Origin of the sequence: Clostridium sp., from assembly GCF_051654825.1 — a bacterium.
GTDB lineage: Bacteria > Bacillota > Clostridia > Clostridiales > Clostridiaceae > Clostridium.
On sequence record NZ_JBOFYU010000035.1, the window covers coordinates 44,213 to 68,707 of the forward strand.

At 27.9% G+C, this 24,495-nt stretch carries 22 protein-coding genes; 5 read left to right on the forward strand and 17 right to left on the reverse strand.

Annotated elements, in window-relative coordinates:
* Window positions 1-15: 15 nt before the first annotated feature.
* Entirely contained in the window at window positions 16-606 is a 591-nt protein-coding gene (locus ACRDBA_RS01860) for a thymidine kinase (protein WP_438571238.1), read from the reverse strand.
* 152 nt (window positions 607-758) lie between these two features.
* Between ACRDBA_RS01860 and rpmE the strand changes: the two genes are divergently transcribed.
* Together rpmE and ACRDBA_RS01870 are read left to right on the forward strand one after the other, a co-directional pair.
* On the forward strand, window positions 759-965 hold the full coding sequence (gene rpmE, locus ACRDBA_RS01865) for a 50S ribosomal protein L31 (protein WP_438571239.1): 207 nt from the start codon (window positions 759-761) through the stop codon (window positions 963-965).
* Between the two features lie 115 nt (window positions 966-1,080).
* On the forward strand, window positions 1,081-2,172 hold the full coding sequence (locus tag ACRDBA_RS01870) for an MGDG synthase family glycosyltransferase (protein WP_438571240.1): 1,092 nt from the start codon (window positions 1,081-1,083) through the stop codon (window positions 2,170-2,172).
* Between the two features lie 22 nt (window positions 2,173-2,194).
* Here ACRDBA_RS01870 and rho read toward each other — a convergent pair whose 3' ends face one another.
* The 12 genes from rho to ACRDBA_RS01930 form a co-directional block, all read right to left on the reverse strand.
* Window positions 2,195-3,640, reverse strand: a complete 1,446-nt coding sequence (gene rho / locus ACRDBA_RS01875) for a transcription termination factor Rho (RefSeq protein ID WP_438571279.1) — start codon at window positions 3,638-3,640, stop codon at window positions 2,195-2,197.
* Between the two features lie 388 nt (window positions 3,641-4,028).
* Window positions 4,029-5,633, reverse strand: a complete 1,605-nt coding sequence (locus tag ACRDBA_RS01880; RefSeq protein ID WP_438571241.1) for a CTP synthase — start codon at window positions 5,631-5,633, stop codon at window positions 4,029-4,031.
* 306 nt (window positions 5,634-5,939) lie between these two features.
* Window positions 5,940-6,359 carry a DUF1934 domain-containing protein gene (locus ACRDBA_RS01885; RefSeq protein ID WP_438571242.1) on the reverse strand — a complete coding sequence of 140 codons (420 nt, stop codon included), beginning with the start codon at window positions 6,357-6,359 and terminating at the stop codon, window positions 5,940-5,942.
* Between the two features lie 10 nt (window positions 6,360-6,369).
* Window positions 6,370-7,359: a tRNA 4-thiouridine(8) synthase ThiI gene (locus ACRDBA_RS01890; RefSeq protein ID WP_438571243.1), complete on the reverse strand. Its 990-nt coding sequence runs from the start codon at window positions 7,357-7,359 to the stop codon at window positions 6,370-6,372.
* 82 nt (window positions 7,360-7,441) lie between these two features.
* Window positions 7,442-8,086: a stage II sporulation protein R gene (gene spoIIR / locus ACRDBA_RS01895; RefSeq protein WP_438571244.1), complete on the reverse strand. Its 645-nt coding sequence runs from the start codon at window positions 8,084-8,086 to the stop codon at window positions 7,442-7,444.
* 59 nt (window positions 8,087-8,145) lie between these two features.
* The gene (ispE, locus tag ACRDBA_RS01900; protein ID WP_438571245.1) at window positions 8,146-8,991 is read right to left on the reverse strand and encodes a 4-(cytidine 5'-diphospho)-2-C-methyl-D-erythritol kinase; all 846 of its coding nucleotides are present in this window, start codon (window positions 8,989-8,991) and stop codon (window positions 8,146-8,148) included.
* 95 nt (window positions 8,992-9,086) lie between these two features.
* On the reverse strand, window positions 9,087-11,711 hold the full coding sequence (cphA, locus tag ACRDBA_RS01905; RefSeq protein WP_438571246.1) for a cyanophycin synthetase: 2,625 nt from the start codon (window positions 11,709-11,711) through the stop codon (window positions 9,087-9,089).
* The gene (locus ACRDBA_RS01910) at window positions 11,692-12,528 is read right to left on the reverse strand and encodes a cyanophycinase (RefSeq protein ID WP_438571247.1); all 837 of its coding nucleotides are present in this window, start codon (window positions 12,526-12,528) and stop codon (window positions 11,692-11,694) included. The genes cphA and ACRDBA_RS01910 overlap by 20 nt, the downstream gene beginning before the upstream one ends.
* Before the next feature lie 140 nt (window positions 12,529-12,668).
* Window positions 12,669-14,249, reverse strand: coding sequence for a DUF3794 and LysM peptidoglycan-binding domain-containing protein (locus ACRDBA_RS01915; protein ID WP_438571248.1), 1,581 nt, complete (start codon window positions 14,247-14,249; stop codon window positions 12,669-12,671).
* Window positions 14,250-14,668: 419 nt separating this feature from the next.
* The gene (locus ACRDBA_RS01920; RefSeq protein ID WP_438571249.1) at window positions 14,669-14,905 is read right to left on the reverse strand and encodes a Veg family protein; all 237 of its coding nucleotides are present in this window, start codon (window positions 14,903-14,905) and stop codon (window positions 14,669-14,671) included.
* 240 nt (window positions 14,906-15,145) lie between these two features.
* The gene (gene yabG / locus ACRDBA_RS01925; RefSeq protein ID WP_438571250.1) at window positions 15,146-16,030 is read right to left on the reverse strand and encodes a sporulation peptidase YabG; all 885 of its coding nucleotides are present in this window, start codon (window positions 16,028-16,030) and stop codon (window positions 15,146-15,148) included.
* 89 nt (window positions 16,031-16,119) lie between these two features.
* Window positions 16,120-17,118, reverse strand: coding sequence for a CotS family spore coat protein (locus ACRDBA_RS01930; protein ID WP_438571251.1), 999 nt, complete (start codon window positions 17,116-17,118; stop codon window positions 16,120-16,122).
* A gap of 105 nt (window positions 17,119-17,223) precedes the next feature.
* On the opposite strand from ACRDBA_RS01930, the gene ACRDBA_RS01935 reads away from it, so the two are divergent.
* A complete protein-coding gene (locus ACRDBA_RS01935; RefSeq protein ID WP_438571252.1) occupies window positions 17,224-18,345 on the forward strand; it encodes a glycosyltransferase family 4 protein in 1,122 nt (373 codons plus the stop codon).
* Between the two features lie 37 nt (window positions 18,346-18,382).
* Here ACRDBA_RS01935 and ACRDBA_RS01940 read toward each other — a convergent pair whose 3' ends face one another.
* The 3 genes from ACRDBA_RS01940 to ACRDBA_RS01950 all read right to left on the reverse strand — a co-directional run bounded on the left by ACRDBA_RS01940 (window position 18,383) and on the right by ACRDBA_RS01950 (window position 21,207).
* Complete coding sequence (locus tag ACRDBA_RS01940; RefSeq protein WP_438571253.1) at window positions 18,383-19,432, reverse strand: CotS family spore coat protein; 1,050 nt, start codon at window positions 19,430-19,432, stop codon at window positions 18,383-18,385.
* A 13-nt stretch (window positions 19,433-19,445) separates the two neighbouring features.
* The gene (locus tag ACRDBA_RS01945) at window positions 19,446-19,964 is read right to left on the reverse strand and encodes a hypothetical protein (RefSeq protein WP_438571254.1); all 519 of its coding nucleotides are present in this window, start codon (window positions 19,962-19,964) and stop codon (window positions 19,446-19,448) included.
* A gap of 247 nt (window positions 19,965-20,211) precedes the next feature.
* Window positions 20,212-21,207 carry a CotS family spore coat protein gene (locus ACRDBA_RS01950; protein WP_438571255.1) on the reverse strand — a complete coding sequence of 332 codons (996 nt, stop codon included), beginning with the start codon at window positions 21,205-21,207 and terminating at the stop codon, window positions 20,212-20,214.
* A 153-nt stretch (window positions 21,208-21,360) separates the two neighbouring features.
* On the opposite strand from ACRDBA_RS01950, the gene ACRDBA_RS01955 reads away from it, so the two are divergent.
* Together ACRDBA_RS01955 and ACRDBA_RS01960 are read left to right on the forward strand one after the other, a co-directional pair.
* The gene (locus ACRDBA_RS01955) at window positions 21,361-22,488 is read left to right on the forward strand and encodes a glycosyltransferase family 4 protein (RefSeq protein WP_438571256.1); all 1,128 of its coding nucleotides are present in this window, start codon (window positions 21,361-21,363) and stop codon (window positions 22,486-22,488) included.
* Window positions 22,489-22,627: 139 nt separating this feature from the next.
* Complete coding sequence (locus tag ACRDBA_RS01960) at window positions 22,628-23,518, forward strand: LysR family transcriptional regulator (protein WP_438571257.1); 891 nt, start codon at window positions 22,628-22,630, stop codon at window positions 23,516-23,518.
* 9 nt (window positions 23,519-23,527) lie between these two features.
* Here the strand turns inward: ACRDBA_RS01960 and ACRDBA_RS01965 are convergent, their stop codons facing one another.
* Window positions 23,528-24,493 carry a polyprenyl synthetase family protein gene (locus ACRDBA_RS01965; protein ID WP_438571258.1) on the reverse strand — a complete coding sequence of 322 codons (966 nt, stop codon included), beginning with the start codon at window positions 24,491-24,493 and terminating at the stop codon, window positions 23,528-23,530.
* Window positions 24,494-24,495 lie beyond the last annotated feature (2 nt).

Below are 24,495 nucleotides of genomic sequence, written 5' to 3' on the forward strand. Positions count from 1 at the left end.
ACTCTCACATATTATTTATTTAGTATTTTCCTTATATTTAAAATAACAATGTCCGCATAATGATTCATATTCAACGTTATCTATATTATCAATTGCTATTTGTTGACCTTCAAAAACAAAGTTCCCATTTATTTTTCTCCCATTAAATACAGCTTTTCTTCCACATTTGCATATAGTCTTCATTTCTTCAATACTATGTGCAAGTAATAGTAATCTAGAGCTTCCTTCAAATCCTTCTAATTTAAAGTCTGTTCTTAGCCCATAGCAAATTACTGGTATATCTAGAACCACTGCTACCTTAAATAATTCATCAATTTGATTTTTTCTTAAAAATTGAACCTCATCTACTAAGATACAATCAATATTTCCATTTTCTCTTGAGTACTCTTGAACTCTTTCAAATATATCATCATTTTCATATATTACTAAGTCTACTTTTCTTTCTACACCTAATCTAGAAACTAGCTTTTCGCCACCTTTTTTATCTGTAGAAGGCTTTATTAGAACTACATTCATTCCTCTTTCTTCATAATTATGTGCCACTTGCATTAAATGGGTTGATTTCCCTGAATTCATAGCTCCATATCTAAAGTACAATTTGCTCATTATTTCGCGCTCCTTCTCATGTTATATATAACGATTATAGCATTATAGCTATTCATTAAAAAGTTTTTTTTATTATGTCGCTCACCTTGACTGCTTTTACTTCATATGCTATACTCAAGAAGTTATTTTAGTAATCGAAAGAGGTGAAAAATATGAGAGAAGGCATACATCCAAATTACAACCACGAAGCTGTAGTAAAGTGTGCATGTGGAAATACTTTTACAACTGGTTCAGTTAAAGATGAACTTAAAGTAGAAATATGCTCTAAATGCCACCCATTCTTCACTGGTAAGCAAAAAATTATCGATGTTGGTGGAAGAGTTGACAAGTTCAACAAGAGATTCAACCTTAACAAATAGAAATTCTGGGAAAGATTATATCTTTCCCATTTTTCTTGCCTAAAATTATTAAATATCTTTTTGAAAACTTAAAATAATATATTTAATACTATAAAAAAGAGAGTGTTATTTTAAAATGAAAAAAATTCTTATTTTGACCGCCTCAACAGGTGAAGGTCACAATCAAGCAGCATTAGCTATTGCTAATTCCTTTGAAAATAATAATTATGAAGTTTTAGTTCATGATTTTTTACAAAACAATAGTAATGTCTTAGGAAAGATTTTTACTTCTGGTTATTCTCTATCTGCTTCTGTATTTCCCAATCTTTATGGTTTTTTATATAACATTACCGATAATAATCTTACTAATAAATTTTTATATTTTCTTTTTTTATTAACTAAAAAAAGACTTTCTAAAATTATATATGAATTTAATCCTGATGTAATTTTAACTACTCATCCTATTTCAGTAAGTATTATAGCTAATCTATCTACAATCCCTAAAATAGTAATTGTAACAGATTTTAAAGCTCATTTTACATATATCAACGAAAATATAGATGTTTATATAACAGCTAGTGAATATACAAAAAATGATTTAGCTATTAAAGGTATTTCAAAATCAAAAATATTTCCTCTAGGAATACCAGTAAAAAATGAATTTAGTTCCTTTAACCCATTAGTGTATTCAACAAAGGATGGCGAATACTTTAACATTTTACTTATGGGTGGAAGTATGGGACTTAAAAACATTTCTTATGTTCTTAAAGAACTCCTTAACAATACCCATAAACTAAGAATAACAGTTGTTTGTGGCAATAATGAAAATTTAAAAGATGACTTACTAAAAAGATATGGTACATCTATAAAGGATAAAAAGCTACATATCCTAGGATTTTCTAAAGATGTTGATTCCCTTATGGACTATTCTGATTTAATAATAAGTAAACCTGGAGGTTTGACTGTTTCAGAATCCATAAATAAAAAGTTACCCTTACTTATTCCATTTGCAATTCCAGGACAAGAAACTCAAAATACTGATTTTCTAACCTCTCATGGATATGCACTTTATGTTGATAATTTATTAGAGTTAAATTTAGTAATTGATAATCTAATCACTTGCCCTAATGAATTAAATGAAATCCGTAATAAATATTCCAACTTATCAAGTACTTATTCTAAAGATGGTATAGTATCAATAGCAAATTTCCTTATAAAAAATAATTAGATGTGGGAAATCCCACATCTAATTATTTTTTATCTATATCATTTTTATTAAATATGCTTATAAACTCTTTATTATCCTTAGTTTTAGTTAACATATTAATTAGCTTTTCAGTAACATTTTCGACATTTCCATCTCTATACATAACTCTTCTTATTGAATATGCTACTTCTTTTTCTTCTTCAGTTAATATTAAATCTTCTTTTCTTGTTCCTGATTTATAGATATCTATTGCTGGGAATATTCTTCTTTCTTGAAGCCTTCTATCTAAATGAACTTCCATGTTTCCCGTTCCCTTAAACTCCTCAAATATCATATCATCCATTCTTGATCCTGTATCAACTAATGCTGTAGCTAATATAGTTAAGCTTCCACCTTCTTCGATATTTCTAGCAGCTCCAAAGAATTTCTTAGGCATAATTAAAGCTCCTGGATCTAATCCTCCTGAAAGTGTTCTTCCTGTTGGAGTTATAGTTAAGTTGTAAGCTCTAGATAATCTAGTTAAACTATCTAATAATATTACAACATCCTTTCCTTGCTCAACCATTCTCTTAGCTCTTTCAAGAACCATTTGTGATACTTTTGCATGATTTTGTGGCTCTTCATCAAATGTAGAATAAATTACATCTCCATTAATAGATCTCTTCATATCTGTAACCTCTTCTGGTCTTTCATCTATAAGAAGAACTATTAACTTAACCTCTGGATAATTTCTTGATATATTTTGAGCTACCTTTTTTAATAAAGTAGTTTTACCAGCTTTAGGAGGTGCTACTATTATACCTCTTTGTCCCTTACCTATCGGACATACTATATCCATTAATCTTGATGATAAATCTTTTCCATCATTAGTTTCTAAATGCAATCTTTCTTGAGGATATATTGGCGTTAAAACCTCAAATGATTTTCTTCCTACTGCTCTCTCCGGATTTTCACCATTTACTCTTTCTACAAAAAGTAATGCTTTAAACTTTTCTCCATCCTTAGCTTCTCTAACTTTTCCTTCTACTTCATCCCCTGTTCTAAGATTAAATCTTCTTATTTGAGATGGTGAAACATATATATCGTTTTCTCCTGTTTGATAGTTATTACATCTTAAAAAGCCAAAGTTGTTGTTTTCCATGACTTCTAATACACCTTTAGCAGTATTAGATTCATTTATCATAACTTTTAATCTTTCTCTTTTTTCTTCTTTATTTTCCATATTATCATTTCTGTTATATGAATTAACAGTGTTTTCATTTCTACTATAAGAATTAACAACTGTAGTAGGTTCAACTTCACTCTTAACCTTAGGAGCTATTTTTTCCTTAAGTATAACACCATCTTTTTCTATTGCTTTTGGAGCACTTTCTATAATTGAATCTATAAGTTCACCCTTTTTCATTTTACTTATATTCTTTATACCTAATTCTTTAGCTATATCTTTTAGCTCTGCTAAAGTTTTCTTTTCGTAAATCTCTTTAGTCAACATGGCACCTCCACCTTATATCAAAATAATAAAGATAAATTACATTTATCTTCAATCTATTTTCTATCTATATATAATAAAATTTCTTTTTAATTACTAACAATTTTAACAAATAACTTTTGGGATTCTTATTAAGACTTAATTAAAAAAAGATATGTATGTTACAGACATTCTTATATTCTATTATGTGCTACTAGGAATATTTTTTCAAGTCAAATTTAGCTTATTAATTATTTAAATTATCCCCAACAATCTACAAATTTACTCACATCTAATTTAAATAAATCTAAAAACTGTTTATAACTTTATATATAAAAAACTCTCTAATTAATAAAGGTACTGAAAAATTTAAAATTTTTCAGTACCTTTATAATAACGAAGTCTTTTCTTATTTTTTTTGTTCTATTGCCGCTTTTATAAAGCCAACAAATAGAGGATGTGGATTATTTGGTCTTGATTTTAACTCTGGATGGAATTGTGCTGAAACATACCACGGGTGATTTTCTATTTCAACTATTTCTACTAGTTTGCTATCTGGACTTGTTCCTACAATTTTCATCCCTGCTTCAGAAACTTGGTTTCTAAATTCATTATTAAATTCATATCTATGTCTATGTCTTTCATATATTAATGAATCTTTATAGTCATTATATGCTGTACTATTTTCCTCTAATTTACAAGGATATAGTCCTAATCTCATAGTTCCACCTAAATCTTCAATATCCTGTTGCTCTAACATAATATCTATTACTGGGAATTTTGTATTAGGATCTATTTCTGAACTATTAGCTCCATCTAAACCTAATACATTCCTTGCAAATTCTATTACTGAACATTGCATACCTAAGCATATTCCGAAGAAAGGTTTTTTATTTTCTCTTGCCCATCTTATAGCTTCTATCTTTCCCTCTATTCCTCTATCCCCAAATCCACCTGGCACTAATACACCGTTACAATCAGATAATATTGAATCAACATTTTCTGCTGTTACATCTACAGAATTTATCCACTTTATTTCCACATTAGAATCATTAGCTAATCCCCCATGATTTAAAGCTTCTACTACTGATATATATGCATCATGAAGTTCAACATATTTTCCTACTAAAGCTATCTTAACATTATCCTTTAAATTTTTAACCTTATTCACCATATTGATCCATTCAGTATTATCAATATCTCTGCATCCTAATTCTAATTTTTCACAAACTAATCTATCTAAACCTTCTTTATGTAACATTAATGGCACTTCATATAAATGTTCTGCATCTAAATTTTGAATTACACATCTTCCTTCTAAGTTACAGAATAATCCTATCTTAGATTTTAAATCATCTGATATTTCTTTTTCAGATCTACAAACAATTATATCTGGCTGAATACCTATACTTCTTAATTCCTTTACTGAATGTTGTGTTGGCTTAGTTTTTAACTCACCAGCTTTTCCTAAGTAAGGCACTAATGTAACATGTATAAAGCATACATTTTCTCTTCCTACTTCATACTTAATTTGTCTTATAGCTTCTAAAAATGGTTGAGACTCTATATCTCCTACTGTTCCACCAATTTCAGTAATAACTACATCTACATCTTTTTCTTTTGCAACCTTATAAACTCTTTCTTTTATTGCATTAGTTATATGAGGTATAACTTGAACAGTTCCACCTAAGTATTCTCCGCGTCTTTCCTTTGAAATAACTGACCAATAAATTCTTCCTGTTGTTACATTATTGTTTTGACTTAAATTTTCATCTATAAATCTCTCATAGTGACCTAAATCCAAATCTGTTTCAGCTCCATCATCTGTTACAAAAACTTCACCATGTTGATAAGGACTCATAGTTCCTGGATCTACATTTAAATATGGATCAAATTTTTGAATAGAAACCTTTAACCCTCTATTTTTTAATAATCTACCTAAAGACGCTGCAGTTATCCCTTTTCCTAATGATGATACTACTCCACCTGTTACAAATACATATTTAGTCTTCATATTTTCCTCCTATGAAAGTTATTTTTTAAAAAAGGGTTGACACACCCCTTATCTATTAGTATAATCATAATTACCCCATAAAATAAACTGGGTAATTTATATCCAAAATCATAAAACATATACTATCACATTCTAGATTTAAAATCTAGTGTTTTTTGTGATGTTTTTTATTTATTTTTCAGTAAACGTTTAATTAAATTTTTAAAAAATCTAAAATATAAAGCAGCTAAAAGATTTATTATCTTATTAGCTGCTCTTTTAAAATGTATTAATATATATTTTTATAAAATCTATTGAATATTATCTTTATATTTTTATATTTACTGATATTTTAGTCATTATTGGCGGTTGCCCTGATAATGACATAGAATATTTAGCAATTATATCTCCGCCATCTTCTTTCATATCAATTTCTAAGTAATCAGTATATATTTGTAAGTCCATCATTCCATACGGAGTATTATATAAAGAAATTGATGTTTCTCCCTTTTCAAACTCCATTTTTGTTGTTGTTGTTCCTTCTCTTTCTAATGAAAATTTATTATTTTCCTTATTAATAGTTAAAGTAGTCTTCGTTCCAGCCATTCCTGAAATCTCTGTTTCATCATAAATAGCTATAAATTCTTCATCATTAACTATAAACTTACCTGGAGTAACAACTTCAATAACATCATTTTTATCTATTTCAGTAAAGCTTTTAACTGAAATTATTGCACTTTTTTCCATAACTTCTCCTTTATTTTGAAACAATTAAATATTTTTGTAATTCTTCATCTGATATAGGATCTACATTTACAAAGTTATCAAATTTAGTTCCAAAATTCCCATACTTAACTTCTACATTCTCTTCATCTCTACCCTTGCTATATCTTACAGCTGTTCTTGCTGCAAAATTAATAGCCTCTTCACTAGCTTCTCCTTGTAAAACAATTAAAGAACCAGTGTGTTTTGATGTGTGGAATGCTATGTAACTACCATCTATGTACTCTTTTATCTTTTCAACTTCGTCGTTAGTTCTAGCAGCTATTACTATGCTTTTTTCATTTAATCTAAATCTTCTACCATATCTTAATAACGATATTTCATTTTCCGTTAAATCACCCTTATGGTTTAGCATTTCTCTTAATCTTATAGCATAATTAGGCTCTGTTAATTTACATCCTCCAGCTGGTGATGGATATTCTGTAATTCCCCACTTTTCTGCTAATTCCATTTGTGGCTTTCTTGATCTTCCTGAGATTTTTAATAGTTTACTTCTATCTACTAATCCACTACGCTCCATTTCTGTTTCTTCAAGATTTAATGCACATAAAGGTCTAAGTATTTTATCTGCAAATCCTGATTCTTTTTTTACTGTATTTAATGCTTGCTTGTTTTGAGACATTGGTCTTTGGTTTAAAACCTCGCCAGTAATTATAAAATCAGCATTAAATTTTTCTAACATTTCACCTGCATATTTCATCATCATTGCATGACAATCAATACATGGATTCATATTTTTTCCCCATCCATGCTTTGGATTTTTAACCATATTCATATGTTCATGTGAAAAATCAATTACTTCTAAAGGTATATCAATTTGCTTTGTCATCTTTATAGCACTTTCTTCACTAAAAAAATATGATCTAAAACATATACCTATAACTTCTATTCCTTGTTCTTTTATTAATTTTGCTGCTAATATGCTATCTAATCCACCTGATACCATCGCTAATGCTCTTGTCATTTTTGTTCCCCCTAGTTTTTTTATATTTATAGTTTAATTTTGTTATTAAAATTAATCAAGAAATAAATTTTTACTCAAACTATTATTTATTGACTTTTTTGTCTTTTGATTTTATTTTTTCCATAATCTTTGATTTAAATTGAATTTTTTTCTCCCCTTTATCATCTCCATTTAAAGCTTGCTCTAAATTTTCCTCAGTTTTATTACTATCTACAGCATCCTTTGTTTCATCTACAAAACATAATGGTGGAAACATAACACACCACCAATTTTGTCCACTTGCAGAACCAATTAAAACTCTAAAAGCTTCATACTCACCTTGTGGAAATATTAAATCTCCATACATCTTGTCTGGAAAATTTTCTCTAGATAAAGTGCTTTCTACTGGATAGTCATATCCATTTTCTTTCACTACATTTTTTGCAATTTCATTTATTTCTTCTTGATTTTCCAGTATTATTTCTCTTGCATCTTCTAAGCTACTTGATTTACTAATCTTTTCTGATGTATATTTTATGATTTCATCTCTCACCTTTAACTTTAAAGCTTGATCCTCTTCACTATCACTATTTGCAATAACATGAAATCTTATTATTTCATCCACTATATCTTCATAAATTAACTCATTTTTATTTTCTAAGCCTTGTCCACTCTCACTATTAACACAACCTACTGTTGAACCTATTGTAACTATTATTAATAAAATAACCATTAAATACTTTTTCATAATTTAAACCCCCTTATAGCTAAAGTATTGCCACAATAAGGAGGTTTAAACATATATTTTTAAATTGTTCTTGTTAAAAATACATCATCATATTTATCTTTCATTTTTTCAAAGCACCTTTGAGCTTTTAACATATCATCAAAGAATGCAAATACTGTAGGGCCACTACCACTCATCATTGCTCCTAAAGCTCCTAACGTCTTCATTTCTTCTTTAATACCTATGATAAGCTTATGCTTTCTTAATGTAACATTTTCAAGTAAATTTTTCATATTATTTGCTACAAAATTTAAATCATCATTTTTCATTGCTTGGATTAATTCTTCATTTTTCGGATGATTTATAGCCTTGCTTAAATCAAATTCTTGATAAACAGCCTTAGTAGATACTCCAAAAGGTGGTTTAACTAAAACAACTATTTTATCTTTAAATGGCTCTAAAGAAGTAACTACTTCTCCTACACCCTCACACAATGCAGTTCCACCCTTTATACAATAAGGTATATCTGCTCCTAATTTTAATCCTAATGTCATTAATTCATCATCTGACGCATTAACATTAAACATATCATTCATAGCTTTTAAAACAGCTGCTCCATCAGTACTTCCACCTGCTAATCCAGCTGCAACAGGTATATTCTTCTTTATATTTATGTACACCCCCTCTTCTATGTTATAAGTATCCTTAAATAACTTTGCAGCTTTATAAGCTAAATTTCTTTCATCTGTAGGAACATATGCCTTATTGCATTTTATATCTATTCCCTTTTTTTGTTTTTCTATGTTAATTTCATCATACAAATCTATGTTTTGCATTATCATTCTTAGTAAATGATATCCATCTTCTTTTCTCTTCCCAACTATATCTAAGGATATATTAATTTTAGCATATGCCTTTATCTTCATATATTCCAATCCTTTCCTACTCTTACTAGGTTTCACCTTATTAAAACAATTATATATATTTTTTTTAATATAGTAAACCTATGAAAGGATAACTTTTATACTGATAGTTTATTATCTCTATCAAAATCATCTTTTTTATCATTAATATTATTCATAACCCTTATTAGAGGTTCTATCTCTTCAAAAAATACTATTACAGTATCATCCTTATTTGCTTTTAGTAATATCTCCTCTAACGCTTCTACCTCATCTAATATTACAGTAGCTTTATTTTCACCTCTTGCTTTTTTAATTCCTTCCAAAATCAAATTAGCAACTACTCCTTCTTTTCTTCCTCTCTTGTATCTGTCTTCTTTAATAACTACATAATCTAACAACTCTGAAGATAACTTTCCTATTTGAATAGCCATATCATCGCTTCTATCTCCCGGAATACCAATAATTCCATATAACGTTCCTTTATTTATCCTATTAACAGATGATAGTGCAGCTTTATATCCCTCTATGTTATGACCATAATCTAACACTACATTAACACCATTTACATTATAAATATTGAACCTTCCAATATTTTGAGTTGAATTCAACTCATAACTTTCTAATCCATTCTTTATCATACAGTAATCCACTTCTAAAGCTACTAATGCACCACATGCCGCAAGTATATTTTCTATATTAAATTCTAAATTTCCATCTAATGTTATAGGGATTTTATTTATATCTATAACATTATAATATTTTCCTCTATTAAATATAGTAATCCAATTTTCATCTGTATAAATAGCAATTTCTCCATTTGCTATATTATTTTTTATAAAAGTATTTTCCTTATCCTTACTAAAGTAAATCTTTCTTTTTTCTATTCTATCGATAATTTTCATACTCCATTTATCATCTGCATTTAAAACAACATATCCACTTTCCTTTACAGCTTCACCTACTAATGATTTAACATGACACAAGTCTTCCATTGTATTAATTTCATCTATACCTAAGTGATCTTCTGTTATATTAGTGATAACAGCTATATCAGCTAAATCATAAGCTAGGCCTTTTCTTATTAATCCCCCCCTAGCCGTTTCTAATACAGCAACATCTACGTCTTTATTAAGTAATACAGCCTTAGCGCTCTCTACACCAGTATCATCACCCTTATCTATACATCTTCCATTTATATAAATTCCCTCTGTACTTGTCATTCCAATACTATAGCCCATTTTAGATAATATATGACTTATAATTCTTGTTGTAGTTGTCTTACCATTGGTTCCCGTTATGGATATTACAGGAATGTTATCCGGTTTTCCATCATATAACATATCAATTATTTCTTTTCCAACAGGTCTTCTTATATTGTCATTTGAATTTTCATGCATTCTTAATCCTGGAGCTGCATTTACTTCCATAACTATTCCATTATCTTTTATAGGCATTGATATATCACTTGTGCATATATCAATTCCACAAATATTTAATCCTATTGCTTTAGCTGCCCTTATACATATATCCTTATTTTCTTCAGAAATAATATCTGTTACATCTATTGAATCTCCACCTGTAGAAAGATTTGCATTTTGCCTTAAATATACTTTTTTATCTTTCTCTAATATAGTTTGTAAGCTTGCACCTTGATTAAATAAATATTTTTCTACTTCACTATCAATTTTTACTTTAGTTAATGGTTTTTCATGATCAAATCCTCTTAACGGATTTGAATTCAATTTATTTATTAAAGACCTTACTGTATCTATACCATTTCCTATTATAAAAGGCGGTCTTCTTAAAGATGCAGCTACTACCTTATAATCAACTACACAAACTCTATAATCATTTCCTTGGTGATATTCTTCAAGTATTAAATCGTTAAAATTATTTCTTAGCTTTTCATATGCTGCTACTAATTCCTTTTCGTCTCTTATATTTACAATTACTCCATTTCCCTTACTACCATATTGAGGCTTTAAAACCAAAGGATAACCTATTTTTTCTCCAGCTTTTAATAAATTTATAATATTATAAACTTTTTCTCCTCTAGCAACTGGAATACTTTGTATTTCTAAAAGATTTTTAGTAAGTAGTTTGTCACAAGAAATATCTACAGCAACGCAACTAGTTCCTTCTACTATAGAAGCCTCTATTATCTTTGCTTTCTTACCATATCCTAATTGATAGAAATTGCTATCTCCTAACTTCATTATAGGAATATTAAACTCTCCTGCTGCATTACAAATAGCTTTTGTACTAGGTCCTATTTCTTCTTCTCTTAATACATCTATTATAAGTTCAATTCTCTCATCATAATTTATAGGTCTTTTTTCTATTAAAGCATTTATTATATCTATAGCTAACCTTGAGCATTCTAGCCCTGTTTTAGCATATTCGTATTGAAAAACTATATAGTATAAGTCATCTTTTATTTCTCTAGCTTTTCCATACACTACTTCTATTCCTAATTTATTTTGTAGTGCTATTATTATATGTTCACATATATGAGCTAAATAAGTTCCCTCGTTTAATCTTTTTACAAATCCACCTTCTTCATCTATTCCACATCTATGAGTATTTAATTCTGGAATCATGCTTACTAAGTTAAAATTAAAATCTTCAATATCTTTACTTGGTATTTCACAATATCCTTCTAAATCAACATCGATTCTAATGCATTTTTTATGTGAGTATATATTTCGCCCTTCATATACCCTACTTTTTATTGTTTTCATTTTTATTAATTTCCTCCTCAAAAGGTTCCTTAGTCAAAAGATTAAACTTATTTCCTTCTTTAAGAACATGTAATTTAACATTAAACATACTCAATAATTCATCAGAATATTGTTCTGAAACATTTGTATGAGTTATTCCAGTACCATCTATAAAATATACAGCACCAGTTCCTACAACTTCAGCAATCCCTTTATCAGAAACTATAATTGCAGTATCTTCATCTATACCTACACCTAAAGCTTCAGGATTTTGTGCTATTCCTGTTAATAATCTTCCTATTCTTCCTCTTTGAGCAAAATGCTGATCTATTATCACATTTTCTACAAGACCTAATCCTGAAGACATTTTTAATGTACATTTTCTTGGAGATTCTTCATCTTTACCTTCAACAATCATAGTGTCACTCATAACAGATGCACCAGCTGATGTACCAACAATAATACATCCATTCCCAGATGCTTCTATAAGTGAATCATAGATTGGGGTCCCCCCTAATAAGCTAGTTATACGTAATTGATCTCCTCCAGTGAAAAATATTAAATCAGCATCTTTCACTAGTTTTATATTGTCCTCATTAAATGAGTCCATCCTATTTACTATATCCAGACCTCTTATATTTTTAGCCCCTAAGCCCTTAAATACTTTTCTATACTTTTCTAGAGCTTCCTTAGGATATTCTGTTGCAACAGTTGCAACCAAAATACTATCCTTCTCTTTATCGATTGAATTGCATACTCTTTTTAAAATTTCTTTATCTCCCTCTTTATCTTCTGCTCCACCAATTATTATTAAGTTTCCATTTATTTTTTCACTCATAAATTCACCTCTAATCATGCATTTCTTATTTTATCCATGATTATTTATTATTATTCAATAACATTTAATTTACTATAAATAAAAAGCTATTTAGCATTATAAATGCTAAATAGCTTTCTTAAAATTTAGTTATTAACTTATTAAAATATAGCTCTTCCAGGAATTATTATCTTATTCCCTGCTTCTAATTCAGTTTGGCTTTCCATATCATTTATCTTCATTAATTCTTCAATTGTTGTCCCATACTTCTTAGCTATATCCCAAAGCTTATCGCCTTCACCTATTGAGTAAATAATTACTGAAGCATTTTTCTCTTTTTTACCTTCTGCTCCTTCAGTTATATCTACTACCCATTTCTTATTAACCTTATAACATACTTTAGATGTAACACATATAGTAGCTCTTATAGCTATTGTATTAGCTTCTATAGTTGCCTCAATATTTTCTAAGGTTGCTTTAGCGATGACATCCATTCCCTCTTTTGCATTCTTAATATCTATAGTAGCTCCAAATGGAACTTCTCCATTAATCATTCCATAGCAATTCTCTTCATCTGATGTTTTATATAATACGTTAACCTTTATTACACCCTCAACTTTTACCTTATCTTGTTCTACAATCTTATCTATTACTATTGGAGAACCTGATGTGCAAATTATTTGCTCAATCTTTTGGTTTTCATCCTTTAAGTACATATTATCTTTAACCATAACTTCCATTGAATTAGTTCCATGGATTATTCCAATTTCATTATTTGATTTAACTAAATCAATAGCCATACTTGGTGAGTATGCATCATCTAGCAATTCAATTTTTTCTTTTGAATATACTTTCGCTTCTCCATTTATTAAGAACTCTACATTTACAACTCTATTTTCACCTAAATCATCTGCTGAAACGCTACATTCACTATTTTTTATTCCTAAATTCATAGTGCTTATCATTTCATTACTTGCACCAACTAATTCCTCTTCCTTAGATAAATATACATCTTCATGTAAACTTACCACTTCCTTTGTTTCTTTTCCTTTATACAATACTTCTATCTTACAGTAACAACCAATATATACTTTATCTTGTCCTAATTTAAATTCTTTTTTATGAAGATACATTGAGCATTTTAGAATTTCATCTATTTCAGGCTTATCCATAGTAACCTTTATCATAGTTTTTCCCATAAGCTCTAAATCTTTTTTACCTTTTATACCATTAACTATTTCCTCTTTTTTAAGAACTTGAATGTCTTCTTTTCCTTCAATATCTTTTACATACTCAATATCACCTTTTTTATATAATTCCCACTTTAGTGAAAGTAAACCGTCTATTCCAACTTTTCTTTCATTCATCCAGCTTACTTCAATATGTTCTACTTCACATTCTACTTCGCATAACATTTTATGTTCATCATTATCCAACTCAAGATAATTTGCAAACTTTTCAGTAAATACTACTGAATGTATCTTACTTGATGGAGAATCTGAAGATACTTCTTCTTTTGGTAAATAAAAAACTGTATAGTTTAATTGCCCCTCTACCATTACTTTATCTCCAACTATTTCTTTGTTGGTTATATTTGCTTTAGTATCGACACCTAAAACTTCTTTCATATCTGGATGAGAATCTCTTATTAAATACTCACCTTTTAATACATGATTAGAAGAACTTTCCCTAAGTAATTGTTCATATTGAATATTTTCTTTGATTACATCTATTTGTGACATACTATCCCTCCCACAGAATACCTAATATTATTTATATTTGCACTGCTATATATTTATTCATATTTAACCTGAATGTTTCCACATTCTCTTTATCAAAAAAGTAAAACGTTCTTTTTTTTTCTTCAATATTTGCTTTCGGATTAAGACTTTTTGTCGAATTAAATTCTTTTTAATTGTTTTTATAATATATTTTAAAACTTAATGTTGACATCAGTAGAAATATGTCGTATTATAAAGATGGTTATTGACCATATAACCTCTCATAAATTCTCAATACCCTTTTATACCATAGTTGAAAGATGGAAACCCACCATCTTTCTTTTTTTTATAAATATTTATATATGTTATATATATTAAAATAAAATACTATTTATGCTTAATTACATAAAAAAAAGAATCTCGCTAAGCGAGATTCTTTTTTATATAGCAAAATATAATTGCACAGTCTTTGTCAATACATCTGAGTAACTGTATGTAACAGTTCTATCATTGTCAGTTTCTAATCTTACTACAAAAATACTTGGATAAGTACTTTCAATTACTCCGTTGTTTACTAGGATCTTCTTTCTTCCACCATTTGCTTTAAGAGTTACTTTTTCGCCTAAGTGATCCTCTATGTCTCTCTTTATAGTGGCAATAGTTTTTAACTTTTCCATATAAACACCTTCTTTCTGTATTTATTATACACTTATTTCCTTTTTATGTCAATCAAAATTTACATTTTACCACTTTTATAAGCATTTTGTCAATGTAAACTTTTAACTTACTATAAATAACTTTCCTCTATTATTATTTCTAATATATTTTTTTTTATTCAGATTATTAATATTTATTTGCAATACAAAAATTGACTGCACACATACTAAACTTTTGTTAGCAGCCAATATGATTATTACTTATATATATTTTGACTTAGGGTATCCTTCCCTGTACTTCCCTCTAGTTTGAAGCCCTCCTATTCCCTTTATGCCCGTAATTGTATTATCAATCACATCTGTTATAGATACAACTTTATCTATTCTTGTATATGCAATTTTTTCACATACAAATACAGGATCTAAACAATGAATCAAAACTCTATTTGGTGAACTAGCAAAATTTGCTCCTGCATCTAACATACATTCATAACAACTTTGGCAAGCTCCTGCAAAAATAACCAATTCATCATAGCTTGAATTATAATTTCTTAATAGTCTCACTGCTTCCATATAGTACTTTGAATTTCTATAATTATCTAAGTTTAAATAATCATCTGTTGTTTTAAGTACACCATCATGCCCAGTTAAAACAACTATATCTGGTTTTACTTCCTTTACTAGTTCTAAAATTTTTTCGGGCTGCTCTCTTTCCGATATCGATACACCAACTGCTTCTAGAGATAATTGTTTATATACCTTTAAACAAGTTTCTAAATATTGACTATCACCATCAACATGAAGAATTTTTCCTGGTCTCCCAAACATTAAATTTTTATCTGTAGATGCCTTGTGATTTTTATTGCCTCTATTTTCTATACATTTCATAGCCTCAGTATCCCCCCTAAGAGATATAGCTTTTTTTATAGCAGAGCTCACCCTAGTATTTAATATTTTTTCCTTTTTTCCAATAAAATTATCATCTACTTTTTCTAAATCATCCTTTTTTGAATCTGCAATAATCCTAATACTTATTCCTTTTAAAATATACACTGGATTACCATCTTCATCCTCTCTTATATCGATAATTTTAAAAGTAATATCCTTATCATATGATTTTCTAACAACTAAGTCACCTATAACCACATTATACCTCTTATGATTATTAATTATCTTTTATTATATGCAACTTATTTGAACATGTTCACAAAAAAAGTGCCTATGGCACTTTTTTATTATAAAGAGTATCTAGTTTTAAATTGTTCTAAGAAGTTTAACCAATGCTCTTGCTCATTTATTATTCCTTCTATTTTATTACTAAATGTATTTTGCCCCCAGTTAACCTCATTATAATAATATCTATTAGCTAACCTCCAATATCTTTGTGGAAATTGAAGATATGCATATAATACCTTGTACTCTTCTTCTCTTAGAGGAGATATTTCATTATATGAGTCTATTATTCCACTGGCAAAATTAATGTCCCAATTTACTCTTTTTAATACTTTAATCATAAAATTTGAAATATCAAAGGATCTTATTTCTCTTTTACAATAATCAAAATCAATAATATGGGTGTTTTCATTTTCCCCTAGTATTATATTATGATAGGTATAATCATGATGACAAAAGCTCTTATCTGTTTCTGCCATTTCACAAAGCTCATAATAATTTGATTCAACCAAAGTATCTAATGCTTTCTTTCCCATTTCTTTATAAAATTCCATTGATTTAAGATATAATAAATCGAAGTTATTTTTACTATTCTTTTTTCTTACCATGTCTCTCATTTTATCTAGAGACTTTATTCTTTTTGTCATAAGGTGAGGCCATCTACCTAAGTCACTTTTTAATTTTGAGTTTTCTGGTGGATCGTATCCCTTTGAGGCTTCGTGCATTCTCGCTAATGTTTTTGCTGCAAGCTTAACCTCATCTATGTTATGAAAGTCACATTCTCTTCCATCTAACCACTCTGATAAAGTATATAAATCTTCATTTACTAGAGCATATGGCTCTCCTTCTATGTTTAAAAAATATTTATCTACACCTTCAAATCCATTATTTATTAAGTGTTCCTTAGCACCATAAACAAACAATAATTTTTGAGGACCATAATTTATTTTCTTTAAACATCGCTCTCCCTTATTTGTCTTCAGATAGTACACCCCTTTGTTAGCCTTTATAACTTCGATTTTAATATCAAATTGTCTTTCTATTTCAAATTCTCTCATCATAGTGCTCACCCCCTCTATATTTATATGTATATAATCATTCTTTTATTAACATTTTTTAACTATATATAATATAATAAATTAAAACCAATGTGAAAGGATTAAATCATGATAATAGGTATAGATGGAAGAGCGGCCAAATGGTATAGAGGTACTGGTATAGGAACATATACCTATCAACTAATATCAAATTTAAATAAAGTTGATTCAAAAAATAATTATTCAATATTTCTACCTGAGGGCTCCGCTCTTAACTTAGGTGATAATTTTTCAGTGGAATCTGTAAAAGCTATGTCCAATAATAATTTTTGGGAGGAGGTACAAGTTCCTAACATCTTTAATAGTGATACTACGGATCTTTATCATGTGCCCCAAAACGGAGTAGGACTTTCATCTAAGATAAAATGCCCTACTGTTATTACTTTGCATGATATAATCCCCCTAAAGATGCCTAAAACAGTTAGTGATAGATATCTTAAAATTTTTAATGAAAAACTTCCTGAAATTATAAGTAACTGTAATGGAATAATAACAGTTTCAGAGTTTTCAAAAAAAGATATTGCCAAAGAATTTGGATTTCCAGAATCTAAAATATTTGTTACACATCTTGCAGCAGAAGAAATATATAAACCCCTAGATAAAGTGAGCTGCAAGAAAATAATTGAAACTGAATATGGTATAAAAGATAAGTTTATTCTTTATGTTGGAGGATTTAGCCCCCGAAAAAATATAATTGGTCTTATAGAATCATTTTCACTTTTGAACAATGAAATTAAAAATAACTTAAAGTTAATTATTACAGGCAAAAAAGGATTGTCCTATGATATATATAAAAAACGGGCAGAGGATTTAAAAATTTCTGATTCTGTAATTTTTACCGATTTTATTCCCCTTGAAAAACTTCCTATTTTCTATAATGCATCTGAATTACTAGTTTATCCTTCTTTTTATGAAGGATTTGGACTACCACCACTTGAAGCTATGGCTTGTGGTACTCCTGTAATATCTTCAAATATTACATCATTACCTGAAGTTTGTAACAATTCTGCACTTCTAGTTAACCCATATGATGTTGTAGAACTATCAATTTCTATAGAAAAAGTTATTAATGATAATATACTTAGAGAAAATATGATTAATAGTGGATTTATTACAAGTTCTTATTTTTCATGGGAAAAAACAGCTTTAAAAACTATTCACTCTTATAAAAAAATTATAAATACTCTCTGATTTAACAAAGGGCATCTAATAAGATGCCCTTTACTTTCTAATAAAAATATTTTTCAAATCTAAATATGAAATTCTCTAAAAATTCTTTTCTATATACTTCATTTGATAGCTTATTATTAAATCTACTTAAAAATACCTCTTGCTCCCATGTTTTTTGTTTATAATAGTAATCTCTAACTATAGTTACAAAGTCTTTTGGAAATGTCATTAACGCATATAAAACCTTTACTTCATCACTACTTATTTCAGATATGCTATTATATGCATTAAATATAATTTCTACTTTTTCACTATCGTAAGCTAAATTCTTTATTACTTTTATAATATAGTTGGTTATATCTACTATTCTCATATCAATATTACAATAATCAAAATCTATTATCTCAACATTCTCTCCATCAATAATAAAATTATGATGTGCCAAATCATTATGACATAATACTCTTTTTTCTTTATCATTTAATAACACATTATAATTTGATACTGACAAAAGCTCAATTGATCTTTTTATATACTCTATACTACTATCTACATTTTCTAAAAACAACTTATCAAATTTATTTTTATATTTAAATTTTTCTACAAATGCCTTTAAATCTAACATATCTTTTAATGATTTCTTAAATTCTTCTGGAACATAAGCTCCAACATTTCCCTTTATTATATTGCTATCTAACTCATCAAATATATATTTAGAAGCTTCATGCATATTAGCCATTGCTTTAGCACACATTTCAATTTCTATTGGATTGTTAAATCCTGCTTCTCTTCCATCTATCATATCTAACAGAACATAAGTTTCACCATTCCATTTTATATATATTTCTCCATGTTTATTTTTATAATATTTTAACACATGCGAATATTTATTCGATACATACTCTAATGCCGTATCTATAAATTTAAGCTTAGCTTCGGATGAGTTAACTAATTTTAAAATTTTTCTTCCTTCAGATGTTGTTAAAATAAATATTTTTCTTAATGGAATTACATCAGTTACCTCAATACCTAACTCACTAAAAAACTCTTCACTTAAGTCATATTTACACAATATATTTTTTTCAATATATCTTGTTTTATTAACCAACAAAATCCCTCCACTAAATTATTATACTTTTCCCATCTATAATCTTAGCCTTGCTAAAAAGATCAATATATTCATCTTCCGTTAGTAAGTCTCTTCCCCTTAAATACTTATCCCATACTTTTAAAGTTTCAAAAGGATATGACGCTAATCCTTTTAAATATTCAATACTATCATTATTTAATAATGATTTTTGAACATAACTAACTATTAAAGATTCTAAGTCAATATCACTATTTCTTCTTCTTATCCTCTTTATATAGCTATACAAATCATTTTCAATTAAATTGTAAGTTAAATATTTTATTGATCCTATATTTAATCCACTATCAGTCTTTTTCAAGTTTCCTTGGTCAACTCTTACTAGGCATACTTCATAATTCCTCATGCTTCTTTTTATTAAATCCATATAATTGCTTTTTAAAACATGATTTATTGATAGTTCACCCCTATTTATAAATTCCTTCCCATTTTTTATTATATATTCATCTACTATACTAGAACTTGCTATACTTTTTTTATAATTTAAATCCATATATAATTTTTTTAGTTGAACCTTATAGGATTCTATATCCTTTCCAATAGATGACCCAACTCTAGGAAGTAAATTTTCAACATAAGGGTTAACTAAATTATGAAACTCAACAATTAAGTCTAATTGTTTTGATATAGCTTCAGTAGTTGTTTTATCATCACCCTTAAAACTACTATCTAATATTTCTATATTTTTATTATAAAAATATGAATATATGTCTTCTCGCTTTATTTCAATCCCCTCCTAATCACCTAAAAAAAGTATCTACAAATTCTTCCCTCTTTTCTCTATCCTTTAGATACTTATTTATTTTATTTACCATAAATTCCTCTCCCCAAGGTTGTTGCTCCCAATAATATTGTAGACCTATTTGCCAAAATCCTTGTGGAAACCTTATAAACCCTTTAATTAACTTTAATTCCTCTTCATAAAGTGTATGTGTATTGCTATAACTATCTAATATAATATTTGCAATTTTATTATCCCAATTTCCACCCTTCATAGCTCTTATAAGTAATGATGATACGTCATGTAAATGTGAATCCAATATACAATAATCAAAATCTATTATATTTATGCAACTGTTCTCATCTATTAATATATTATGATGAGCAAAATCATGGTGGCAAAACCCTCTTTTAACTACTTCCTTATCCATTATTTCCTTATACTTATTTTCCTTTAATTCTAAAATTGAATGAGCTCCCCTCCGTAATTCATCCTCCATTGCTTTTAGGTATATATTATCGAATTCAGATTTATATGCCTTTTGACTAATTCTTCTTTTAAAATCTAATATTTCTTCACACCTTGTTTCAAATACCTTTATCCAAGAATACCATCCAATTCTAGGTTTCATTCCCTCATCTAATATAAATCCTTCACTGCATTTATGAAGTTCACCCAACTTCTCTGATACTCTTTTTAATTCATCTAAATCTTCATATCTACTACTTCTCGATGAAATCCACTTTGTTAAATATGCATAATTTCCACCTAATTGGATATATCCTCGATTATCCCGAGTATTAATTATTTCAGGTATTTTTTCAAATCCTTTATCTTGAAGATGTTTTATAGCTGAAAAAATAAAAGAAAAATGAGAGTACTGATACTTAACTATTTTTATACAGTAATCTCCCTCCTTAGTTTCTATCTTATATGTGTTTTTAACTTTTTCTATATTTACGATTTCTAATAAGTAGCTCTTTTCTAAGGTTTTTTTCAAATATAAAAGATCCATAAATATCTCCCCACTATTTCTAATTATTTATTATATGTTTCTTTTTATTTTAGTGTGTTTATTATCACATAATTAAAATTTCAATAATATCTTGTTATATATATTTAATTTATTAATATCTATAATATATATGAAATAAAAGGAGGATACTTTATGAAAATTTCTATAGACGCTAGAGGAATTAATCTATACAGAGGAACTGGAATTGGAACATACACTGAAAATGTAGTTCGAGAATTACTTAATATAGATAAAAAAAATAATTATACACTCTTTTGGACTGGTGAAAATTATTCAAATTACAAAACACAAAATAGTAAAATAGTCTTTTCCTCTAGAAAGCATGGGAGCTTTTATGAAAATTTCTATTTTCCTAACTATACCCTTAATAATAATATTGATTTACATCATATACCTCAAAATGGTATAGGCTTAAACTCTAATTACTCAACTAATTGCATAGTTACTCTTCACGATTTGATTCCATATGTATTACCACAAACAACTGGTAAGGGCTATCTTGCAAACTTTCTTAAAAATATGCCTACAATTATTGAATCTGCAAAAGGAATAATTACTGTATCTGAGTATTCAAAGCAAGATATATTAAAGTTTTTCAACGGATTTCCTGCTGATAAAATTTTTGTTACTCCTTTAGCTGCAAATAGTTCTTTTAAGCCATTAGACAAAGTATTTTGTAAAAATTTTGTAAAGGATACCTTTAAAATAGATAAGCCATATATATTGTACATAGGAGGATTTAGTTCAAGAAAAAATGTTCGTGAACTTATACTTGCCTTTAAAAAAATAAATAAAGATTTAACTATTCCTCATGTTCTTCTTTTAGGTGGTGCTGTAAAAGATGAAGGTCAAAAACTTGTTCAATTAGTAAGAGAGTTAAATATGGAGGATTTAGTATTTTTTACTGGTTATCTAAATGATGATATTTTACCTATTTTATATAACGGAGCTGAAGCTTTTGTCTATCCTTCATTATATGAGGGCTTTGGACTTCCACCACTTGAAGCTATGAGCTGTAAAACACCTGTAATAACATCAAACCTAACCTCCATTCCAGAGGTTACAGGTGATAACGCTATTTTAATTGATCCTTTTAATAATGATGAATTATGTGAATCTATTGTTTCACTACTTAACAATCAAGAATATAAAGACAAGTTATCTAATCGAGGCTATGAAAAAAGTTTAGAGTTTTCATGGAATAAAACAGCTGAAAAAACACTTAATGCATACAAAAATGTAATAAACAGCATAATTTAGCAAAATATGTTGCTAAATTGTAAAAATCTAAATGATTAATATAATCATTTAGATTTTTTTTGTTATTAAAGAATTTTTTTTGATTTTTATTAAAAAACTATCTATAATATACTATTATACAATAATAGAGGAGAATGTTATGAATAATATAGATAGTTTGGTATATTTGCATGAAGTTGCTAAATCTAAAAGCATATCAAGTGTTGCTAAAAACTTTCATATATCCCAATCCGCGTTAAGTCAACAGCTATCAAAACTTGAAACAAAATTAAATGTAAAGCTTCTTAACCGAAGTAATAAAGGAGTTACTTTAACACCTGAAGGTGAAATAGTATTTAAACATTCTGAAACAATGATTAACACCTATAATAAAATGATTGAGGAACTTCAAAATTCGTCTCAACAAAAACATTATATATCAATTGAGTCAATAGAATCCTTAAGTTCATCAATTATTCCTATAGCAATATCAAAAATCAAAAAGAACTTTAGTAATTTTACTATTAATTTAAATTCAATAAATTGTTGCTCTAGTTTAAATCTAATTAACAACATAAGCGATTTACATATATGTTATAACAAACCTAATGTTCAAGATGATATTATTAGTATAGAAATCGCTAAAGATGATTTAATATTTGTGGGGAACATTGATTTTCCTAAAAGTTCTATATCAAAAGCTGAGTTATTAACTACACCATTAATTATGGCTTCTAACAAAAAATGTATTGAAGAAGTATTATTATCAACTAGTTGCTCTGAACTTTCTAATATAGATAAATTAAACATAGTTTATACTACTAACTCTTATATATCAGCTATTATCGGTGTTAAATCTACTAACGCCTTAACTTTGATACCTAGAAGTATTTATAATAGTTCTCGTAATTCAACCCTTTTAAAAGAAATATCAGTTGAAGATTTAAATATAAGCTTACCTATATATTTGAGCTATCTTAATTCATTCTATAAATCTAATTCGTCTTTTATAAAAGATTTTAAACAAATATTAAAAGGCTTCTTTAAATAAAGAAACCTTTTAATATGTTCTTAATAACAGACCTTCTGCTATATCCTTCAATATGTACTTATATTCATTTTCTGGTAAAGAGTCTATTTGCTTAAAGCATTTTTTCATATATTTTTCTGCTAACCCTCTCGCTTCTACTATACCATTGTTTTCTTTAACTAAAGAAATTACTTCTTTAATATCTTGATTTGAATATAATTCTTTTCCTATATACTCTTTAAATACCTTTGGATTATTTTTATGTGCATAAATCAATGGTAATGTATAAATTCCTTGCTTTAAGTCATTTGCTGCTGACTTCTTTATGGATTCATCATTTCCTTCATAATCTAATATATCGTCAATTATTTGAAAAGCCATTCCTAAATTATGACCTATATTGCTAAGTGTATTAGCTATCTTTTTATCGGCTTCACATTCTGTTGCACCTAAATATAATGATATAGCAAATAACTCAGCAGTTTTACCTGATATTCTACTTAAATAATCTTTAACTGATAATTTCATTGAAAATCTTGAATTAAGTTGGTTTACTTCGCCCATACATATCTTAGACATAGCTCTAGAATCAACCTTGATTGTATTTAATGATGTGCTTGTAGCAAGTATTTTAAAACAAACACAAAATAAGTAATCTCCAATATATACAGCATAATCTTTACCGTACTTAGATTGCATAGTTTCTTTTCCTCTTCTAGTTTTAGAATCATCAATTACATCATCATGAACTAAAGTAGCCATATGTAATAATTCAATTACTGCTGCTGTTGGAACTGACTTACTTTTATCGTTATCTCCAAATTTTGATCCAATTAAAACAAAAGCAGGTCTTAATAATTTTCCACCTGATTCAATTAATTCTATTATAGAGTTTTCAATCTTTTTATCCTTACACTTTACGTTATTTTTCATTACCTTAATAACATCTAAAAGTTCTTTTTTTAATTGTGGATAGTTATCCCAAATCTTGTCCATTA

Coding starts and splice junctions, on each gene's coding strand:
- ACRDBA_RS01930 (WP_438571251.1), bottom strand. CDS start 17,118: ATGATGAGAGAATTTGAAATAGAAAGACAATTTGATATTAAAATCGAA.
- ACRDBA_RS01950 (WP_438571255.1), bottom strand. CDS start 21,207: ATGGATCTTTTATATTTGAAAAAAACCTTAGAAAAGAGCTACTTATTA.
- ACRDBA_RS01890 (WP_438571243.1), bottom strand. CDS start 7,359: ATGACAAGAGCATTAGCGATGGTATCAGGTGGATTAGATAGCATATTA.
- ACRDBA_RS01965 (WP_438571258.1), bottom strand. CDS start 24,493: ATGGACAAGATTTGGGATAACTATCCACAATTAAAAAAAGAACTTTTA.
- ACRDBA_RS01955 (WP_438571256.1), top strand. CDS start 21,361: ATGAAAATTTCTATAGACGCTAGAGGAATTAATCTATACAGAGGAACT.
- ACRDBA_RS01915 (WP_438571248.1), bottom strand. CDS start 14,249: ATGTCACAAATAGATGTAATCAAAGAAAATATTCAATATGAACAATTA.
- ACRDBA_RS01945 (WP_438571254.1), bottom strand. CDS start 19,964: ATGGATTTAAATTATAAAAAAAGTATAGCAAGTTCTAGTATAGTAGAT.
- ACRDBA_RS01960 (WP_438571257.1), top strand. CDS start 22,628: ATGAATAATATAGATAGTTTGGTATATTTGCATGAAGTTGCTAAATCT.
- ACRDBA_RS01885 (WP_438571242.1), bottom strand. CDS start 6,359: ATGGAAAAAAGTGCAATAATTTCAGTTAAAAGCTTTACTGAAATAGAT.
- cphA (WP_438571246.1), bottom strand. CDS start 11,711: ATGAAAACAATAAAAAGTAGGGTATATGAAGGGCGAAATATATACTCA.
- ACRDBA_RS01870 (WP_438571240.1), top strand. CDS start 1,081: ATGAAAAAAATTCTTATTTTGACCGCCTCAACAGGTGAAGGTCACAAT.
- rpmE (WP_438571239.1), top strand. CDS start 759: ATGAGAGAAGGCATACATCCAAATTACAACCACGAAGCTGTAGTAAAG.
- ACRDBA_RS01860 (WP_438571238.1), bottom strand. CDS start 606: ATGAGCAAATTGTACTTTAGATATGGAGCTATGAATTCAGGGAAATCA.
- ACRDBA_RS01935 (WP_438571252.1), top strand. CDS start 17,224: ATGATAATAGGTATAGATGGAAGAGCGGCCAAATGGTATAGAGGTACT.
- ispE (WP_438571245.1), bottom strand. CDS start 8,991: ATGAAGATAAAGGCATATGCTAAAATTAATATATCCTTAGATATAGTT.
- spoIIR (WP_438571244.1), bottom strand. CDS start 8,086: ATGAAAAAGTATTTAATGGTTATTTTATTAATAATAGTTACAATAGGT.
- ACRDBA_RS01880 (WP_438571241.1), bottom strand. CDS start 5,633: ATGAAGACTAAATATGTATTTGTAACAGGTGGAGTAGTATCATCATTA.
- ACRDBA_RS01910 (WP_438571247.1), bottom strand. CDS start 12,528: ATGAGTGAAAAAATAAATGGAAACTTAATAATAATTGGTGGAGCAGAA.
- ACRDBA_RS01920 (WP_438571249.1), bottom strand. CDS start 14,905: ATGGAAAAGTTAAAAACTATTGCCACTATAAAGAGAGACATAGAGGAT.